Consider the following 15,952-nt stretch of genomic DNA (forward strand, 5'->3'; position numbering starts at 1 on the left):
CGGCACGACTCGTTTTGAATAAAGCCCAATCGCTATCCATGCGCTACGATCCCCGCGAGCTCTCTGATGAGGAGTTGGTTGCGCGCGCGCATGATGAGTTGTTTCACGTTACGCGTGCTTATGAAGAATTGATGCGTCGCTATCAACGCACTTTGTTCAACGTTTGTTCAAGGTATTTAGGGAACGATAGGGACGCGGATGATGTCTGTCAGGAAGTGATGCTTAAGGTGTTGTACGGCTTGAAAAATTTCGAAGGAAAATCGAAATTCAAGACATGGCTATATAGCATCACTTACAACGAATGCATCACACAGTATCGAAAGGAACGGCGAAAGCGTCGCTTGATGGACGCATTAAGTATTGACCCCCTTGAGGAAGCGTCTGAGGAAAAGGCGCCGAAACCTGAGGAAAAGGGCGGACTTGATCGCTGGTTGGTGCATGTGAATCCGATTGATCGCGAAATTTTAGTGCTGCGTTTTGTCGCAGAACTGGAATTTCAGGAAATCGCAGACATAATGCATATGGGTTTGAGCGCGACGAAGATGAGATACAAGCGCGCTCTTGATAAATTGCGTGAGAAATTTGCAGGTCTTGCTGAAACTTAGTTCAGTGCAAATGGCTCTACGTGTAGGCAAGGTCTGATAGACTTGCCGCCGAGTTGTCCCCCGGTATGTGGGACTGCTTTACAATCACCAGATGGGGATTTAACGGATGAAACTGAAAAACACCTTGGGCATTGCCATTGGTTCCTTTGTAGCCGCAACTTCGTTCGGTGCCCTGGCACAAGGCCAAGGCGCGGTCGAGGGTGAACTGTTCTACAAAAAACAGTACAACGACAGCGTCAACCACGTACAAGACGGTTACAACCCAGGCGCATCGATCGGTTACTTCATCACTGATGACGTGTCGATCAACTTCGCTTACGACAAGACCAACTACACTCGTTCGTCGACCAACACTGGCAACCAGAAGCTGCAAGGCGACAACTTTGGTCTGAACGCTCAGTACCACTTCGGCACCGTAGGCGACGCTCTGCGTCCATACGTTTCCGGCGGTGTTGCTCACAAGAGCCTGTCGAACGTTGTAGCTGATGGCCACAGCGGCCGTGACAAGTCGACTTTCCTGACTGCTGGCGCCGGTGTTAAGTGGTACATCACTGACAACCTGTTCGCCCGTGCAGGCGTTGAAGCTGACTACAAACTGGACAACGGCCGTTGGGACTACGCTCCTACCGTTGGTCTGGGTGTGAACTTCGGTGGCAGCGGTGGCAAAGTAGCTCCTGCTCCAGTTCCAGCTCCAGCACCAATCGCTGAGCCAGAACCAGAAGCTCCGATCGCTGAAGTGGTTAAAGTTGAGCTGGACGTGAAGTTCGACTTCGACAAAGCCGTTGTTAAGTCTCAGTACCTGCCAGACATCAAGAACGTTGCTCAGTTCATGCAGCAGTACCCTGCGACCAGCACTACTGTGAATGGTTACACTGACAGCGTCGGTACCGATGCTTACAACCTGAAACTGTCCCAGCGTCGTGCTGACTCTGTGCGTCAGGCTCTGGTACAGCAAGGTGTTTCGGCTGGCCGTGTAGACGCAGTTGGTCACGGTAAGGCAGATCCAGTTGCGACTAACGCAACTGACGAAGGCCGCGCTCTGAACCGTCGCGTTGAAGCCGTTGTACAAGCTCAATCTAATTAATTTTAGATAAGCTGCCAGAAAAACCCGGCTCAGGCCGGGTTTTTCTTTGCCTGTGATTTGCCAGGCGGCGCGGCTATAATTGCGCCCACTTTCCGTCACCCATCGAGTCCATTGCGCCCATGTATAACCTGGCCCGCCAGCTGCTTTTCAAACTGTCCCCTGAAGCCTCTCACGATCTGTCGCTGGATTTGATCGGGGCGGGCGGCCGTCTGGGGCTTAATGGTTTGTTGTGCAAGGCACCGGCGAAGCTGCCAGTGACAGTCATGGGGCTGAATTTTCCAAACCCGGTCGGTCTGGCTGCCGGTCTGGATAAAAACGGCGCAGCCATCGATGGTTTCGCCCAATTGGGTTTTGGCTTTATTGAGATCGGCACGGTCACGCCGCGCCCTCAGCCAGGCAATCCAAAGCCACGTATTTTTCGCTTGCCGGAAGCGCAGGCCATTATCAACCGCATGGGCTTTAACAACCTTGGAGTTGATCATTTGCTGAGTCGCGTTCAGGCGGCCCGCTACAGCGGCATTCTGGGCATCAATATCGGCAAGAACTTCGACACGCCGGTTGAGCGTGCCGTCGACGATTACCTGATCTGCCTGGACAAGGTGTATGCCCACGCCAGCTACGTCACCGTCAACGTCAGTTCGCCGAACACACCGGGTTTGCGCAGCTTGCAGTTCGGTGATTCGCTCAAGCAGTTGCTCGAAGCCCTACAACTGCGTCAGAACGAACTGACGCAGCGCCACGGCAAGCGCGTACCGCTGGCGATCAAGATCGCACCGGACATGAGCGACGAAGAAACCGTGCTCGTGGCTCAGGCGCTGCTGGAGACCGGGATGGACGCTGTTATCGCCACTAACACCACGCTCAGCCGCGTCGGCGTTGAAGGTTTGGCCCATGGGGATGAGGCGGGCGGCTTGTCTGGCGCCCCGGTGCTCGAAAAAAGCACGCACACCGTCAAGGTGCTGGCCGCTGAGCTGGCAGGGCGTTTGCCGATCATCGCGGCCGGCGGGATTACAGAAGGCAAGCACGCGGCTGAGAAAATCGCCGCGGGTGCGAGCCTGGTGCAGATCTACTCAGGCTTTATCTACAAAGGCCCGGCGCTGATTCGCGAATCGGTTGATGCCATTGCAGCGTTGCCGCGCAAGTAACGGGCAGCGCCTGGCGTGCGGGCATAAAAAAGGGCTCCTTTAGGAGCCCTTGGGCCGAAGCCCGCCGCCTGGATAGGACGGCAAGGTTAAATCGTTGTCGCTTCAAGGTGATGTCGGAAGGTGTCCAGTGTTAGCCGACGGCGTTGATTTCGTTGAGTCTGTGGATGCCCGCAGTGCCAGTCATACCGTCCCAGTTGTCGCCGCGTCCTTCGCGCCAGCCGTTAATCCAGGCTTGACGTACCGACGGTAGAGTAAATGGGCAAAGCTCACGGGATTTACCATGTACGCCATTTTGATATCCGCGCAAAAATGCTCTTTCCAACGGATCACGCTTAAGTCTTCTCATAGGGTGTTTCCCTCACTTGTTGACTGTTTTATTTAGCGTCGACCTTCCAAAGGTCGGGGCAGACTGATCTGCCGTCGGGGGTGCTCGCTGCCGGCGTGGCGAGCCTTTCTGTTGTTGCCTGTGCGGCGACAACCTGAGTCCAGTTCTAACCAATGCACTCGGGTGAGGGAATGATCGTTTTGTCATAAGCACGTAACGAAAATGGTGTTACAGCCATAAGACAGGCTGTTTTTACTCGTCCGGCTCCGGCAAAAGCCTGACAGGACGAGCGCTTGCAAAGATGATGAGTTTCATTCTCCGTTGCTAATAGCTGCCTGCTCCATTTGGGCACTATTCGACGAAGGGTCTGAATATGACCAATTGTTTCTTAATGAATGACCTGCCTCAGCGTCTAGACTCACTCTGCCTCAGGGTGGGTGTTGTCGCTGAAGTGGAACGGCACAGTTTCGTGCCACGCGAGCGCTCTTCAAGAAAAGCGCTTGATTGAAAACGGAGCAGGCGATGCGTTGCCTGCCCACAGAAAGCTAAAAGCTCAGGAATCCCATGTCGGATCGTAACGAACTCTTCCTTACCTGCCCTAAAGGCCTTGAAGGTCTGCTCCTCGAGGAGGCTATTGGCCTTGGTCTTGAGGAAGCTCGCGAGCACACCTCGGCCATTCGTGGCTTGGCAGATATGGAAACTGCCTACCGTCTGTGTCTGTGGTCACGCCTTGCCAACCGCGTGTTGCTGGTCCTTAAGCGCTTCCCGATGAAGAACGCCGAAGACCTGTACAACGGCGTGCTCGACGTTGACTGGCATGATCACATGGTCCCGGACGGCACCCTGGCCGTTGAATTCAGCGGGCATGGCTCGGGCATCGATAACACCCACTTCGGTGCCTTGAAGGTCAAGGACGCCATCGTCGACAAGCTGCGTACGCCGTCTGGTGAGCGCCCGTCGATTGACAAGTTCAGCCCGGACTTGCGTATCCACCTGCGCCTGGATCGCGGCGAAGCGATTCTGTCCCTGGACCTGTCGGGCAGCAGCCTGCACCAGCGTGGCTACCGTCTGCAGCAAGGTGCTGCGCCCCTGAAAGAAAACCTCGCCGCCGCCGTGCTGATCCGTGCCGGCTGGCCGCGCATGGCCGCTGAGGGCGCCGCACTGGCTGACCCGATGTGCGGTGTGGGTACGTTTCTGGTCGAGGGCGCAATGATCGCCGCCGACATTGCGCCGAACCTCAATCGCATTCATTGGGGCTTTGATGCCTGGTTGGGTCACGTACCGGCCATATGGAAAAAACTCCATGAAGAAGCCACTGAGCGCGCAGAAATCGGCATGGCCAAGCCGCCGCTGTGGATTCGCGGATACGAGGCTGACCCACGGCTGATTCAGCCTGCGCGCAACAACATCGAGCGAGCTGGGCTGAGCCACTGGATCAAGATTTACCAGGGTGAAGTGGCGACCTTTGAGCCGCGCCCAGATCAAAACCAGAAAGGCCTGGTGATCTGCAACCCGCCGTACGGCGAGCGTCTGGGCGATGAAGCAAGCTTGCTTTATCTCTACCAGAACCTCGGTGAGCGTCTGCGTCAGGCGTGTCTGAACTGGGAAGCGGCGGTGTTCACCGGCGCCCCGGATCTGGGCAAGCGCATGGGCATTCGCAGCCACAAGCAGTATTCGTTCTGGAACGGCGCTTTGCCGTGCAAGTTGCTGTTGATCAAGGTCACCCCGGATCAGTTCGTGACGGGTGAGCGTCGTACCCCGGAGCAGCGTCAGGCCGAGCGTGAACAGGCTGAGTCTGTGGTCGAAGCGCCTGTGCAGCAGCAGTTCAACAAGAACGGCAACCCGATCAAGCCTGCACCGGTGGTGATCGAGCAACCGCGCTTGAGCGAGGGCGGGCAGATGTTTGCCAACCGTCTGCAAAAGAACCTCAAGGCACTGGGCAAATGGGTCAAGCGCGAGGGGATTGATTGCTATCGCGTTTACGACGCCGACATGCCTGAGTACTCGATGGCGATCGACCTGTATCACGACTGGGTCCATGTCCAGGAGTACGCCGCGCCTAAATCGGTTGACCCGGAAAAAGCCTCAGCCCGTATGTTCGACGCCCTGGCGGCGATTCCACAGGCGCTGAACATCGACAAGAGCCGGGTGATCGTCAAGCGCCGTGAGCGTCAGAGCGGCACCAAGCAGTACGAGCGTCAAAGCGCGCAGGGCAAGTTCACTGAAGTGATGGAAGGTGGCGTAAAGCTGCTGGTGAACCTCACCGATTACCTGGACACCGGGCTGTTCCTTGATCACCGTCCAATCCGCATGCGCATCCAGAAAGAGGCGGCCGGCAAACGCTTCCTCAACCTGTACTGCTACACCGCAACGGCGAGTGTGCACGCTGCCAAAGGCGGTGCGCGCAGCACCACCAGCGTTGACTTGTCCAAGACGTATCTGGACTGGGCGCGGCGTAACCTGTCGCTGAACGGTTTCTCGGACAAAAACCGCCTGGAGCAGGGCGATGTGATGGCCTGGCTGGATGCCTGTCGTGAAGAGTACGACTTGATCTTCATTGATCCGCCGACCTTCTCCAACTCCAAGCGCATGGAAGGCATCTTCGACGTTCAGCGTGACCATGTGCAGTTGCTCGATCTGGCCATGGCGCGTCTGGCGCCGGGCGGCGTGCTGTACTTCTCGAACAACTTCCGCAAGTTCGTTCTGGATGAGCATCTGGCCGCGCGTTATGCCGTTGAAGAAATTACCGCGAGCACCATCGATCCGGACTTTGCCCGTAACAGCAAAATCCACCGGGCCTGGAAAATCACGGCCCGCTGATGCTGCCCCGGCGGTAATCAGCCCATATAAAACGCCCCCTTTCTTGCGATCGGGGGCGTTTTTTATTGCCTGCCTGACGTTATGGCGCGATAGACACTGTTCGGTTAGCCACGGCTGGCTGGCGATACAGGTCCAGCAATACCTGATCGAGAATCGAAGACGCACCCCACGGGCGCGGGTCGTTCAGAATGGCGACCACGGCCCAGGTGTCGCCGTTGCTGTCGCGGCTAAAGCCGGAAATGGCGCGTACGGTATTCAGGGTGCCTGTCTTGATGTGTGCCTGACCGTTCATCGCTGTGGTTTTCAGGCGCTTGCGCATCGTGCCGTCTTTACCTGCGATCGGCAGGGAGCTGATGAACTCGGCAGCGTAGGGGCTTTTCCAGGCGGCTTGAAGCATTTGCGCCATTTCACGTGCGCTCACACGCTCGGCACGCGACAGGCCGGAGCCGTTCTCCATGACCAGATGCGGCGCTGTAATGCCCTTTTTGGCCAGCCATTGGCGTATCACGCGCTGCGCGGCTTTGGCGTCATCGCCGTCGGCATCGGTACGGAACTGAGCGCCGAGGCTGAGGAACAACTGCTGGGCCATGGTGTTGTTGCTGTATTTATTGATGTCTCGAATGATCTCGGCCAGGTCAGGCGAGTAGGCGCGAGCCAGCAGTTTTGCACCTTTAGGGACGCTGGCCTGACGGTCCTGGCCCTGAATGCTGCCGCCCAGCTCCTTCCAGATGGCGCGCACGGCGCCGGCGGTGTAGGTCGCGTGATCAAGCAAGGACAGATACGTCTGAGAGTTGCAGCCGTCTGCCAGTTGTCCGCTGACGGTGACAATCACCGAGCCGTCGGCTTGGGTGACGGGGTTGTAGCGGACATCGCCGGTGCATTGCTTGGCGTTGATGGCCTTGACCTGATTGTCGATGCGGATGCTCGCAATAGGCGGCTCCACCGAGACCAGCACCTTGCCCGAATCGTTGCGCGCCACAAAGCGCAAGGCTTTGAGGTTGACCATCAGTGCGTCGGGTTTGACCAGGAACGGCTTGTTTTCGTCATTGCCGTCATCGTTGAACACCGGCAATTGCGGTTGTTCGAAGAAATTGCGATCCAGTACCAGGTCGCCGGTGATTTGCTGCACGCCGTTGGCCCGCAGATCGCGCATCAACAGCCAGAGCTTCTCCATGTTGAGCTTGGGGTCGCCGCCGCCCTTGAGGTACAGGTTGCCCTGCAAAATACCGTTGTTCAGGGTGCCGTCGGTGTAGAACTCGGTTTTCCACTGGTGGGTCGGGCCGAGCATTTCCAGAGCTGCATAGGTGGTCACCAGTTTCATGGTAGACGCCGGGTTCATCGACACATCAGCGTTGAAGACGGTCGGAACACCCGGGCCGGTGAGTGGCAACAGCACCAGGGACAGCGCGTCGTCTTGCAGCTTGTTGGTCTTGAGCGCTTGCTGGACTTTCGGAGTCAGGGTGGCGTTGACAGGGGCGGCATTGGCGCCGAAGGCGAGCGGCAAAAACAGGCTGGCCAGAAACAATGGTCGTAAAGATTTAATCATCAAAAGTAAAACCCTGCAGGCGAGGGGGAAAATAAGAGGGCATGAACAAAAAGTCCCTCGATGGTCATAAAAGTGTTGGCATTATGCCCCAAGGTTATCGGGCTTGTGCATCAGCGTAGGCCAGGGATTGACTTATTTAATGCATAAAACGATGAGTCGCTCACATGCAACCGGGCAGCGCCAGCCTGAAGCTGGTAAAGTGCCGCCGGTAATTACTTAAGAGGATTGTTCAATGGCTACTAATCGTTCCCAGCGTCTGCGCAAAAAACTGTGCGTTGATGAATTTCAGGAGCTGGGTTTTGAGCTGAACCTGGATTTCAAAGAAGACCTGTCGGATGAGGCTGTCGACGCATTCCTTGACGCTTTCTTGAAAGAAGCCATGGAAGCTAACGGCCTGGGCTATGTTGGCGGCGACGACTACGGTCTGGTTTGCCTGCAGAAGCGCGGTTCGGTCAGCGAAGAGCAACGTGCTGCTGTTGAAGCCTGGTTGAAAGCTCGTCCAGAGCTGACCAGCGTTGAAGTGAGCCCGCTGCTGGACGTGTGGTACCCGGAAAAGCCAATCAATCCGGTAGCCTGACGTCAAACATAAAGGCAGCCTGCGTGGCTGCCTTTGTGTGTTTCATGCCTTTGCCCGTCCTGGGTGCTTGCTGTTTCAAAAATCCCTGTGCTGACACTGTATGCCTATCTCTTCGGACGTAGCCTCGCAAGGCTCGACAACGACTACGGGCATGGCACAGATTTTTAGTCGTAAATGGCTTTCTTCTTCCAGTCGCCCTCAGCCTCATCGGTTTTAAGCCCTTCAGTCAGCGCGTTGACCTCATCGCTGCTGGGCTCCAGCGTGCTTTGCAGCAGGGCATTGGCACGCACCAATTGTGCTTCAAAGGCTTTGAGTGACTGGCCATACGGGGCAGGGTCGGCCTGTTTGCGCAAATACTGCACGCCGCGCTCATAGGCCAGGCGCGCCTGACCCGGCTGGTTTTGCTGGAACGCCAATTGGCCAAGGTTATTGAAGAACTCAATATGCAGCACCACCAGCAGGTGACGGATCTCTTTGAGCCAGTGCTTGGCTTCATTGGCGGGCAGTACACGGTCTTTGGCGGCGCGGGTGATCTGGCCATGCAGCGTTTCCAGCAGAAAGCGCACATCTTTGGCCTTGGCTTCGGTCATGATCGGGTTGGGCGGATTGTTGACCGGGATCGACTCACCTTGCGCAACCAGTGCTTCAAGCTCGGCAACCCGTGCTTTTAAGCTGGCGTCGGATTTTTGCAGCAGCAACAGACGTTGGGTGGCATTGAGTTCAAGGCGGGTCAGCAACAACTTGAGTGCCGACGTCATCAGTTGCCCGGGAAAGGTCTCGTTGACTTCACTGCAACGGCGAATACGGTCATTAAGTTCGGTTTTGAGCCGGGCTTTTTCCACCTTGTTGTGTTCCACCATGTGGTTGATGTAGCCGATGGCGATCAAAAGCACGATCCCGGCAACGACGAGCAGGGTGATGATGGAAGGCGTCAACGTTAAAACCTCTTCGGGTGGTCTGCCTGCAATAGAGTGTGCCAGACAATGTTGCTAATAGGCTTGATCTTAAACAGGTGCGTTAGTTCATTGGGGTCAGGCGGTTGGCTATCTATAGAGAGGTCCATATTCGATAGGTGCATTTGGCCATCACTCAAGCCTGATCATCATAGCGCCTTGTAGGAGGCCGGAATATAGGCCCTAGGAGTCATACGTCACACTATGTAGGAAAAGGCCTAGAAGGGCGGGAAGTCATTGATTTCAATAAATTTTCATATTGGGGTTGACGACTTCCAAAACCATCCCTAGAATGCGCGCCAATTGCAGCGTAAAGCGAACAGCGAAACGCATGTAACCAGTGAAGTTGTAGTGTGTCCCCTTCGTCTAGTGGCCTAGGACACCGCCCTTTCACGGCGGTAACAGGGGTTCGAGTCCCCTAGGGGACGCCAATGCGGGAATAGCTCAGTTGGTAGAGCACGACCTTGCCAAGGTCGGGGTCGCGAGTTCGAGTCTCGTTTCCCGCTCCATTTTTAAGCAGCTTCGCTCTCGGGCGGGGTTGAGTGAAAGCCAAAGCACACACTTCGGTGAGTGCAGTTGGCACTGAAATGTACAGTGTACGTTTCGGGCAACGTCCCCTTCGTCTAGTGGCCTAGGACACCGCCCTTTCACGGCGGTAACAGGGGTTCGAGTCCCCTAGGGGACGCCATTATTGCGGGAATAGCTCAGTTGGTAGAGCACGACCTTGCCAAGGTCGGGGTCGCGAGTTCGAGTCTCGTTTCCCGCTCCATTTTTAAGCAGCTTCGCTCTCGGGCGGGGTTGAGTGAAAGCCAAAGCGCACACTTAGGTGAGCGTAGTTGGCACTGAAATGTACAGTGTACGTTTCGGGCAACGTCCCCTTCGTCTAGTGGCCTAGGACACCGCCCTTTCACGGCGGTAACAGGGGTTCGAGTCCCCTAGGGGACGCCATTATTGCGGGAATAGCTCAGTTGGTAGAGCACGACCTTGCCAAGGTCGGGGTCGCGAGTTCGAGTCTCGTTTCCCGCTCCATATTCTTGTTTTAAAGAGTGCTCAGTCACTGTTTAAAGCATTAAAAAAAGAGGCCTCTTAGGCCTCTTTTTTTATGTCTGTACTTTTTACTCCCTACCCAAATCGGTATCCGCTCAATCAGTGCACCTCCCCAAGTGAACGCTTGAGCAGTTGCGCCGCCGGATCGGTCTCAAAGCGCGCTTCGAGCACCCGTATATCGAGGTTATTGGGCAGGCTGATGCGATGGGTCAGCACCAGGGTCATGGCCTCGGTATCGATGCGCAGGGTGGCGTCTGGCGTATGGTTTTGCGCGACGAATGCCTGGACACCCTCCAGATGTGGGCCGCTTTTGAACTCATGGCTATTTCATAAACTTGTCAAAATCGATGTTGGAGAAAGGAAGAGTCGGACTGTCGAATTGACGCAGAATGTGGTGGTGTGGATCCAGCTTAAGGCGTCGAAGGTTATCCAATGTAGCGCTTCCACCCACAACGAGCGCAGGTTCGAAGCCGTACATTTCATCGGGCTCAAGTGGGCCGTACTTCTTTATAGCGCGTTCAAACAGTAGTTTTCCGTTGGCGTCAGGGTAGTCGAAGTCTTCTGGTTTTCGGGAGCCAAAAAATGATTGGATTGAAGAATCTTGATCATGCAGAGGTTTAGGTTTTAGCTTGTTTTTCAGTGCCAGTATTTCGTTATTTAGACAGGAAGTTGTCACGCTTCTCCCCATTTTCTCGCCACATAAATAGAGGTTACCAAACGCGCTGCGCGCGATTACGTGGAAGTTATCAATGTTGACAAGCGGTGTCCCCTCAAGCCATGCATCCTTGATGTCTTCATATTCATCGGGATTAACTGTCCATACTCGCCCGTTTGCATACCCTGCCCAGCCCTCTTCACGCCAGTAAGTCATCAAGATGGGAGGGAGCTTGCCGGTCCATTGAGCAAGGGTGGCTTCTGAAACAGGCATGCTGTAAGTGGCTTCGCCAAATTTCTCGATGAAGTATTCGAAATGAGGGTCTCTCATGTTTATTTTCCTTTTTTGGCTGATGGCAGACTGTCAGTTCCATATTCTTTACGTCTGAGCCATCACTGCGGGCGACTGCATTGAGTTATTTCTAATAGTACTTTCGTAAATACCATCATTAACTTGCCCGCTGAAAGGCAACTCTTTCTCTGGCAGATTGCGGCTTGTGGGCGACCATGCATCGAGCTTGCTATTCCTGACGCCGGAGTTCGTTCAGCTGTTCGAGCGGCAAGTCTATGTGTTAGTACACAGCTGGCACGGCGCATTTTTAATGACTTATGCGCGTAATCGCCCCGGGAGGTCATAAATCGGCAACAACCAGTAATCGACCTCGTGGTTAGTACTGGTTACTGTCCTATTACATCTCGGAACTGAGGTCATACGCTTAGTATGCCGGGGTGCCTGCTCTAAGTTGGAGCGCAGCTCTGCTGCTCCAAAAAGAGTTGTGATGGGGTTTCAATAATGGCACAAAGTTTACTTAGGCTTATAAATAACCTTTGTCGGGTATTTATTGCTAACGCGGGACCATCAATTTAATTAGTACCAATCGATTTTTGCATCTTCGCCTAGATGGTTTTTTATCCATGTCTCGCGGCGCTCAGAGCTTTTTCCGAAATCCGAAATATCTTCGTAACCTAGATTTAGACTCATTTTAAATGTGTTTATCAGGTGGAATGTAGCCGAATTCCAAGGTTCACTGGTTTTGTCTTTGTAAAATGAGTGTAGTAATTTGATTTTTTCCTCTAAAGAATCTATGTCGTCATTTATATATCCATATGTTCCTTTGGGTTTCTTATAAAAAATGCTGATGCTCCACGCATCTTCGGATATTTCTGTTCTGATCCATGATTCTTTGAAGTCATCAGGTATCAAATTTATCAGCTCTTGGCCAATCTCTGTATAGATTTCATCTAAGTCTGTGATTTCATGTTTCATAGAGTTAGCTCCTGTGCTATCCGCCGAATTTGTTTCCGAACATTATAAAATCTTGAGGAGTCCCGTCTATCCATTGTTTTACTTTTAATGTGTCCGGTCGTAGGGAATCTCCAGTGTATTTTGGGGTTATTTCTATGGGTACATTTTTCTTATCTTTTAGCATTCGCTCCCAAGAGTTTTCTAGTTTTCTATAGGAGCTATTATTGAAATTTCCATTTTGTGCAAAATGGTTCATTTCGTCTAATGGCGTATGCATAAAATCGGGACGCAGCAGGGTGTAATGGCTTCCCGGCCGAGGGGTTGATGCAACGCCTCAATGTGCAACGGATCTTCCGAGGTGCAGTCGGCCAACAGATCGAGCAGCACGTATAGCGTGTCGTCGGTGCATGTTGTTGCGCGACGAATGCCTGGACACCCTCAATGTGGGCCGCTTTTGAACTCATGGCTATTTCGTAAGCTTGTCAAAATCGATGTTGGAGAAAGGAAGAGTCGGACTGTCGAATTGACGCAGAATGTAGAAGTGTGGATCCAGCTTAAGGCGTCGAAGGTTATCCAATGTAGCGCTTCCACCCACAACGAGCGCAGGTTCGAAGCCGTACATTTCATCGGGCTCAAGTGGGCCGTACTTCTTTATAGCGCGTTCAAACAGCAGTTTTCCGTTGGCGTCAGGGTAGTCGAAGTCTTCTAGCTTGGCAGAACCAAATAGCGCCTGAATGGAAGGATCGTGATCTGGTAAGGGGCTGGGGTTGAGCTGGTTTTTCAGAGCGAGGATTTCATTGTGGATACAAGTGATGGTGACGTTTGCGCCTGTTGTTTCGCCGCACAAGTAGAGGTCGCCAAAGGCATCGCGGGCAATGACGTGGAAATTATCTATGTTGACAAACGGTGTCCCCTCAAACCATGCATCCTTGATGTCTTCATATTCATCGGGATTAACTGTCCATACTCGCCCGTTTGCATACCCTGCCCAGCCTTCTTCACGCCAGTAAGTCATCAAGATAGGAGGGAGCTTGCCGGTCCATTGAGCAAGGGTGGCTTCTGAAACAGGCATGCTGTAAGTGGCTTCGCCAAATTTCTCAATGAAGTATTCGAAATGAGGGTCTCTCATGTTTATTTTCCTTTTTTGGCTGATGGCAGACTGTCAGTTCCATATTCTTTACGTCTGAGCCATCACTGCGGGCGACTGCGTTAACAGCAGCACCAGTGACCAGCGATACGCCGAATGATCGCCTTCGAAGAGCGGCAGGACCAGGCGGTATTTCAGTTGTCGCCTGAGGATTGCAGAGCTCTTGCCATGTTGCCCGCTGAGCTGGTTTCGACGAGTCGCAACTTGACGTTGACCCCAACCTCTGCACTCATGGTCGCGCAATTTAATTCTTGCTATGTCTTTCTTGCGCTGCTTCTAAACTCAGGTCCAATATTTGCGGGTGAATGTGATTGTCTATGGCACGACTTATAGTGCCTTTGTATCTACGAAGAGCATAGGCGCGTATGACTCTTATGGGGGCGAACTCCAGCCCCTCTATAGGCGAATGGCCTGTGATCACGGGGGTATTGAAGTTGACGTTTTTCTTATCCTTCAGTGGCAGGGTCCATTTTCCGTCATAGTTAAGTCTTATAAATTCTCCGAGATATCTACCGAACATAACTATCAATTTTTCAATATCCTCTTCGTTAAGTTCTTCGGATATTAAGTCAAATGTTTTTTCGAGAAGCTCGGGTGTGTTGGGAGAGTTTATTAAAGCGATTTTGTGTTTTTTTGCTTCTTCAATTAGCCACTCTATTTGGTCATCCATTGCAAATAAAAAATCATCAAATACTTCGGCGGCCTGATCTTGGTTAATGTTCATTATCTATCCTTAATGTGGAATCTGCGGGGTTGTCTTATAACTGATTCCGGCCTTTTCTAGCGCATCCAAATAAGGCTTTGAGGCTCCTTTCTCCAGAGTGTGTTCTACCGCCCATCCATTCTTTACTAAGAATGCGTTTTTCTTGGAGGCCATCGAAAACTTGTTCCCTTTTCGTGCAGTACCTCACTTATGTGAGGCGCTCTAGGTATGGATCTTCCGGCACCCATTCCCCCTTAGTAAAAGCGGTTATCGACTTGTTGCCGTTATCTTCCCCAGAGAGTCCTGAAACTGCTATTCCATACTTGAAAAAAACTGTAATTCCAACAGTTTTCATGGCCGAAGGATCCGATTTTATTAATGAGTTGTAAGTTGTATTTGATGTATTCCAGTCGAACTTAATTCCTGGAAGTGTTATGTTTCTAATGTTTGAATACATGCTGATGGATGTAAGGGTGTTATTTTTTTTTGAAAACGAAAGCTGTAGTCCATTGTTGTTCCAATATTGAGTGGTTGCATCAGTATCTGGGTCGTAGTATGAAAAGTTTGGCTTGCCAAGAATTTTCTCGGCCATAGATGGGGATATTCCAAACTTTAATTCTCCTACGCCTACGTACGGAGAAATTTCGTAATTATTCATTTTATATCCTGGAGTTATGAGGTGAGATTGTTTTTTTCAAGGCATCTGAAATACTTTAGCATTTCCAAAATTGCTTCATTGTATTTGTTAGGCTCGCCAATGATTTTCTGGATTCGTCGGACATCTTTAATCTCTTTGATCATTGCTTTTCGCCATTCCCCCATTTCTATTAATTCCTGAATTGATTGGCGGTATTTTGCTGATCCTTTTACTGATCCATTGCTTTTCGTGAGCTTATGGTCATTTGGGTGCATTTGTATTGCAGGTCCGTCTCTTTTCGGAAGGGGGCTGGCGTCATCAGCGGGCATATGGTGGGAGTCTTTATTGTCGTTTACAGGCTTAGAAGTTTGGTTGTGCGCTCCACCACGGTATGGCCCTTTTCCGCTCCCCTTACGAAGGTGATCGCATGGCCCTCCTTTTGACTTGCCGCCGTCTTTAACATCTTTGGGTGGCTCTTGATTTTTGCTTGTGATTTTTTTTATGGGGGGCATTTGTGTAATTTCGCGTGCGACTTTACCCGAAGCCTCAGCCATCTTCGCGCCATAGCGCGTGGCTTTGCCCGCAGTACCCGCATACCCCACAAACGGTATGGCCGACAGCAGTGACAGTCCAGCGCCTACATAGTCCCCGCGAGCAAGGCTGATGCCAGCGCTGATAATGTCTGCCGCTTCTCCCACCACTGGGATCAGGCCCACCACATCCAGGCCTAGCTGGAGGCCATCGAGAACGTGTTCTCCGGTGATGCCTTCCTCTTGGGTTTCGGCTTCTATCGCCGCATTGGCCTGTGTGGCGGGCACTGCAGTTGGCGCGGTTTCTCCCACCACACGCCCCAGCGTATTGCCGTTTGCATTTGTGCCGCCTTGGCGGCGCATGAGCGGAGCTGGGTAGTCGCGCAGCCCAAGTTCCGGGGCTTTTTCCCTGAATGTTGCGTAGTCGGTGTAGCTGAGATCGCGCTGGAGTTCGAGTTGTTGGTTTTTCCAGACCTGAACCGTAACGCCATCGCCGTTTTCATAGGTCGCCCATTGCTTGCCGCCATGCTCGACGAAGGATTTGCTGATGTTGATCTCTAGGGGCTCGGCCATGTTCTAGACCCCATTCATCCAGAACGTATCGCCATGGCGCACGATCAACTTGCCCTCAGCGCGCACGCTGCTGCTTTTTTCCAGCGGGTAGCATTTGCCGCCGACGGTGTTGCTCTTGATGCCTTTGGCCGCGCCCGCTTGGTCACCTTGGGTGGTGGGCACCAGGCTCATGTCGTAGACCACCACCGGTTTGCCATTGGCGCGCACGGAGTTGGCCACGCCGGTGGCGGTTTTGAGTTCGGCGGTGACGGGGTAGGGCACAGGCGGGATGGCGCTGCCCATCGGTGTTTTGCACACGTCCGGAGCGATGCTGATCACCTTCCATTTGGTCTGTTTGCGGGCGATGACGTTATCGGCCAT

Annotated in this window: 17 protein-coding genes and 6 tRNA genes; 11 read left to right on the plus strand and 12 right to left on the minus strand. The window is 53.1% G+C overall.

Going from position 1 to position 15,952, the window contains the following annotated elements; all coding sequences use genetic code 11:
* Window positions 1-14: 14 nt before the first annotated feature.
* The 3 genes from sigX (at window position 15) to GHO41_RS00335 (ending at window position 2,834) form a co-directional block, all read left to right on the plus strand.
* Window positions 15-605, plus strand: a complete 591-nt coding sequence (gene sigX / locus GHO41_RS00325) for an RNA polymerase sigma factor SigX (protein ID WP_088500243.1) — start codon at window positions 15-17, stop codon at window positions 603-605.
* 106 nt (window positions 606-711) lie between these two features.
* On the plus strand, window positions 712-1,689 hold the full coding sequence (locus tag GHO41_RS00330) for an OmpA family protein (RefSeq protein WP_153390764.1): 978 nt from the start codon (window positions 712-714) through the stop codon (window positions 1,687-1,689).
* A 119-nt stretch (window positions 1,690-1,808) separates the two neighbouring features.
* On the plus strand, window positions 1,809-2,834 hold the full coding sequence (locus tag GHO41_RS00335; RefSeq protein ID WP_153432561.1) for a quinone-dependent dihydroorotate dehydrogenase: 1,026 nt from the start codon (window positions 1,809-1,811) through the stop codon (window positions 2,832-2,834).
* A gap of 130 nt (window positions 2,835-2,964) precedes the next feature.
* Here GHO41_RS00335 and rmf read toward each other — a convergent pair whose 3' ends face one another.
* Window positions 2,965-3,180: a ribosome modulation factor gene (rmf, locus tag GHO41_RS00340; RefSeq protein WP_082148720.1), complete on the minus strand. Its 216-nt coding sequence runs from the start codon at window positions 3,178-3,180 to the stop codon at window positions 2,965-2,967.
* 543 nt (window positions 3,181-3,723) lie between these two features.
* On the opposite strand from rmf, the gene rlmKL reads away from it, so the two are divergent.
* Window positions 3,724-5,979: a bifunctional 23S rRNA (guanine(2069)-N(7))-methyltransferase RlmK/23S rRNA (guanine(2445)-N(2))-methyltransferase RlmL gene (gene rlmKL / locus GHO41_RS00345; protein ID WP_048369839.1), complete on the plus strand. Its 2,256-nt coding sequence runs from the start codon at window positions 3,724-3,726 to the stop codon at window positions 5,977-5,979.
* A 79-nt stretch (window positions 5,980-6,058) separates the two neighbouring features.
* Here the strand turns inward: rlmKL and dacB are convergent, their stop codons facing one another.
* Complete coding sequence (gene dacB / locus GHO41_RS00350; RefSeq protein WP_123751828.1) at window positions 6,059-7,525, minus strand: D-alanyl-D-alanine carboxypeptidase/D-alanyl-D-alanine-endopeptidase; 1,467 nt, start codon at window positions 7,523-7,525, stop codon at window positions 6,059-6,061.
* 232 nt (window positions 7,526-7,757) lie between these two features.
* Between dacB and GHO41_RS00355 the strand changes: the two genes are divergently transcribed.
* Complete coding sequence (locus GHO41_RS00355) at window positions 7,758-8,102, plus strand: YggL family protein (protein ID WP_048369844.1); 345 nt, start codon at window positions 7,758-7,760, stop codon at window positions 8,100-8,102.
* A 164-nt stretch (window positions 8,103-8,266) separates the two neighbouring features.
* Here the strand turns inward: GHO41_RS00355 and GHO41_RS00360 are convergent, their stop codons facing one another.
* Window positions 8,267-9,037, minus strand: coding sequence for a hypothetical protein (locus tag GHO41_RS00360; RefSeq protein ID WP_048369846.1), 771 nt, complete (start codon window positions 9,035-9,037; stop codon window positions 8,267-8,269).
* A gap of 373 nt (window positions 9,038-9,410) precedes the next feature.
* Between GHO41_RS00360 and GHO41_RS00365 the strand changes: the two genes are divergently transcribed.
* From GHO41_RS00365 to GHO41_RS00390, 6 genes are all read left to right on the plus strand, one after another.
* Window positions 9,411-9,486, plus strand: a tRNA-Glu gene (locus GHO41_RS00365).
* A gap of 2 nt (window positions 9,487-9,488) precedes the next feature.
* Window positions 9,489-9,564, plus strand: a tRNA-Gly gene (locus tag GHO41_RS00370).
* Between the two features lie 103 nt (window positions 9,565-9,667).
* Window positions 9,668-9,743: transfer RNA gene (locus tag GHO41_RS00375), tRNA-Glu, on the plus strand.
* Between the two features lie 5 nt (window positions 9,744-9,748).
* A tRNA-Gly gene (locus tag GHO41_RS00380) sits at window positions 9,749-9,824 on the plus strand.
* Between the two features lie 103 nt (window positions 9,825-9,927).
* Window positions 9,928-10,003: transfer RNA gene (locus GHO41_RS00385), tRNA-Glu, on the plus strand.
* 5 nt (window positions 10,004-10,008) lie between these two features.
* Window positions 10,009-10,084 (plus strand) — tRNA-Gly (locus GHO41_RS00390).
* A gap of 117 nt (window positions 10,085-10,201) precedes the next feature.
* On the opposite strand, the gene GHO41_RS30210 is transcribed toward GHO41_RS00390, so the two are convergent.
* The 9 genes from GHO41_RS30210 to GHO41_RS00435 form a co-directional block, all read right to left on the minus strand.
* Window positions 10,202-10,327 carry a hypothetical protein gene (locus tag GHO41_RS30210; RefSeq protein WP_256678650.1) on the minus strand — a complete coding sequence of 42 codons (126 nt, stop codon included), beginning with the start codon at window positions 10,325-10,327 and terminating at the stop codon, window positions 10,202-10,204.
* A gap of 97 nt (window positions 10,328-10,424) precedes the next feature.
* Window positions 10,425-11,087: a GAD-like domain-containing protein gene (locus GHO41_RS00400; RefSeq protein ID WP_153432563.1), complete on the minus strand. Its 663-nt coding sequence runs from the start codon at window positions 11,085-11,087 to the stop codon at window positions 10,425-10,427.
* Window positions 11,088-11,624: 537 nt separating this feature from the next.
* The gene (locus GHO41_RS00405; RefSeq protein WP_153432564.1) at window positions 11,625-12,023 is read right to left on the minus strand and encodes an immunity protein YezG family protein; all 399 of its coding nucleotides are present in this window, start codon (window positions 12,021-12,023) and stop codon (window positions 11,625-11,627) included.
* A gap of 16 nt (window positions 12,024-12,039) precedes the next feature.
* Window positions 12,040-12,279 (minus strand): DNA/RNA non-specific endonuclease, encoded by a 240-nt coding sequence (locus tag GHO41_RS30600; protein ID WP_153432566.1) that lies wholly within the window; start codon window positions 12,277-12,279, stop codon window positions 12,040-12,042.
* A 189-nt stretch (window positions 12,280-12,468) separates the two neighbouring features.
* Window positions 12,469-13,131 (minus strand): GAD-like domain-containing protein, encoded by a 663-nt coding sequence (locus tag GHO41_RS00415; RefSeq protein ID WP_153432568.1) that lies wholly within the window; start codon window positions 13,129-13,131, stop codon window positions 12,469-12,471.
* A gap of 262 nt (window positions 13,132-13,393) precedes the next feature.
* Window positions 13,394-13,873 carry a hypothetical protein gene (locus tag GHO41_RS00420; RefSeq protein WP_153432570.1) on the minus strand — a complete coding sequence of 160 codons (480 nt, stop codon included), beginning with the start codon at window positions 13,871-13,873 and terminating at the stop codon, window positions 13,394-13,396.
* 187 nt (window positions 13,874-14,060) lie between these two features.
* Window positions 14,061-14,510, minus strand: coding sequence for a hypothetical protein (locus tag GHO41_RS00425; RefSeq protein WP_153336891.1), 450 nt, complete (start codon window positions 14,508-14,510; stop codon window positions 14,061-14,063).
* Window positions 14,511-14,524: 14 nt separating this feature from the next.
* Window positions 14,525-15,592, minus strand: coding sequence for a hypothetical protein (locus tag GHO41_RS29730; protein WP_178126438.1), 1,068 nt, complete (start codon window positions 15,590-15,592; stop codon window positions 14,525-14,527).
* 3 nt (window positions 15,593-15,595) lie between these two features.
* The gene (locus GHO41_RS00435; RefSeq protein ID WP_153432571.1) at window positions 15,596-15,952 is read right to left on the minus strand and encodes a DUF4150 domain-containing protein; all 357 of its coding nucleotides are present in this window, start codon (window positions 15,950-15,952) and stop codon (window positions 15,596-15,598) included.

This window comes from Pseudomonas sp. FSL R10-0399 (assembly GCF_009600165.1).
In the GTDB taxonomy this organism is placed as follows: Bacteria; Pseudomonadota; Gammaproteobacteria; order Pseudomonadales; family Pseudomonadaceae; genus Aquipseudomonas; species Aquipseudomonas helleri.

Excerpts from the sequence above, each read along its gene's own strand:
- GHO41_RS00415 (WP_153432568.1), bottom strand. The coding sequence starts at position 13,131 with ATGAGAGACCCTCATTTCGAATACTTCATTGAGAAATTTGGCGAAGCC.
- GHO41_RS00435 (WP_153432571.1), bottom strand. The coding sequence starts at position 15,952 with ATGGCCGATAACGTCATCGCCCGCAAACAGACCAAATGGAAGGTGATC.
- rmf (WP_082148720.1), bottom strand. The coding sequence starts at position 3,180 with ATGAGAAGACTTAAGCGTGATCCGTTGGAAAGAGCATTTTTGCGCGGA.
- rlmKL (WP_048369839.1), top strand. The coding sequence starts at position 3,724 with ATGTCGGATCGTAACGAACTCTTCCTTACCTGCCCTAAAGGCCTTGAA.
- GHO41_RS00425 (WP_153336891.1), bottom strand. The coding sequence starts at position 14,510 with ATGAATAATTACGAAATTTCTCCGTACGTAGGCGTAGGAGAATTAAAG.
- dacB (WP_123751828.1), bottom strand. The coding sequence starts at position 7,525 with ATGATTAAATCTTTACGACCATTGTTTCTGGCCAGCCTGTTTTTGCCG.
- GHO41_RS00355 (WP_048369844.1), top strand. The coding sequence starts at position 7,758 with ATGGCTACTAATCGTTCCCAGCGTCTGCGCAAAAAACTGTGCGTTGAT.
- GHO41_RS00405 (WP_153432564.1), bottom strand. The coding sequence starts at position 12,023 with ATGAAACATGAAATCACAGACTTAGATGAAATCTATACAGAGATTGGC.
- GHO41_RS00420 (WP_153432570.1), bottom strand. The coding sequence starts at position 13,873 with ATGAACATTAACCAAGATCAGGCCGCCGAAGTATTTGATGATTTTTTA.
- GHO41_RS00400 (WP_153432563.1), bottom strand. The coding sequence starts at position 11,087 with ATGAGAGACCCTCATTTCGAATACTTCATCGAGAAATTTGGCGAAGCC.
- GHO41_RS29730 (WP_178126438.1), bottom strand. The coding sequence starts at position 15,592 with ATGGCCGAGCCCCTAGAGATCAACATCAGCAAATCCTTCGTCGAGCAT.
- GHO41_RS00330 (WP_153390764.1), top strand. The coding sequence starts at position 712 with ATGAAACTGAAAAACACCTTGGGCATTGCCATTGGTTCCTTTGTAGCC.
- GHO41_RS30600 (WP_153432566.1), bottom strand. The coding sequence starts at position 12,279 with ATGCATACGCCATTAGACGAAATGAACCATTTTGCACAAAATGGAAAT.
- GHO41_RS00335 (WP_153432561.1), top strand. The coding sequence starts at position 1,809 with ATGTATAACCTGGCCCGCCAGCTGCTTTTCAAACTGTCCCCTGAAGCC.
- GHO41_RS30210 (WP_256678650.1), bottom strand. The coding sequence starts at position 10,327 with ATGACCCTGGTGCTGACCCATCGCATCAGCCTGCCCAATAACCTCGAT.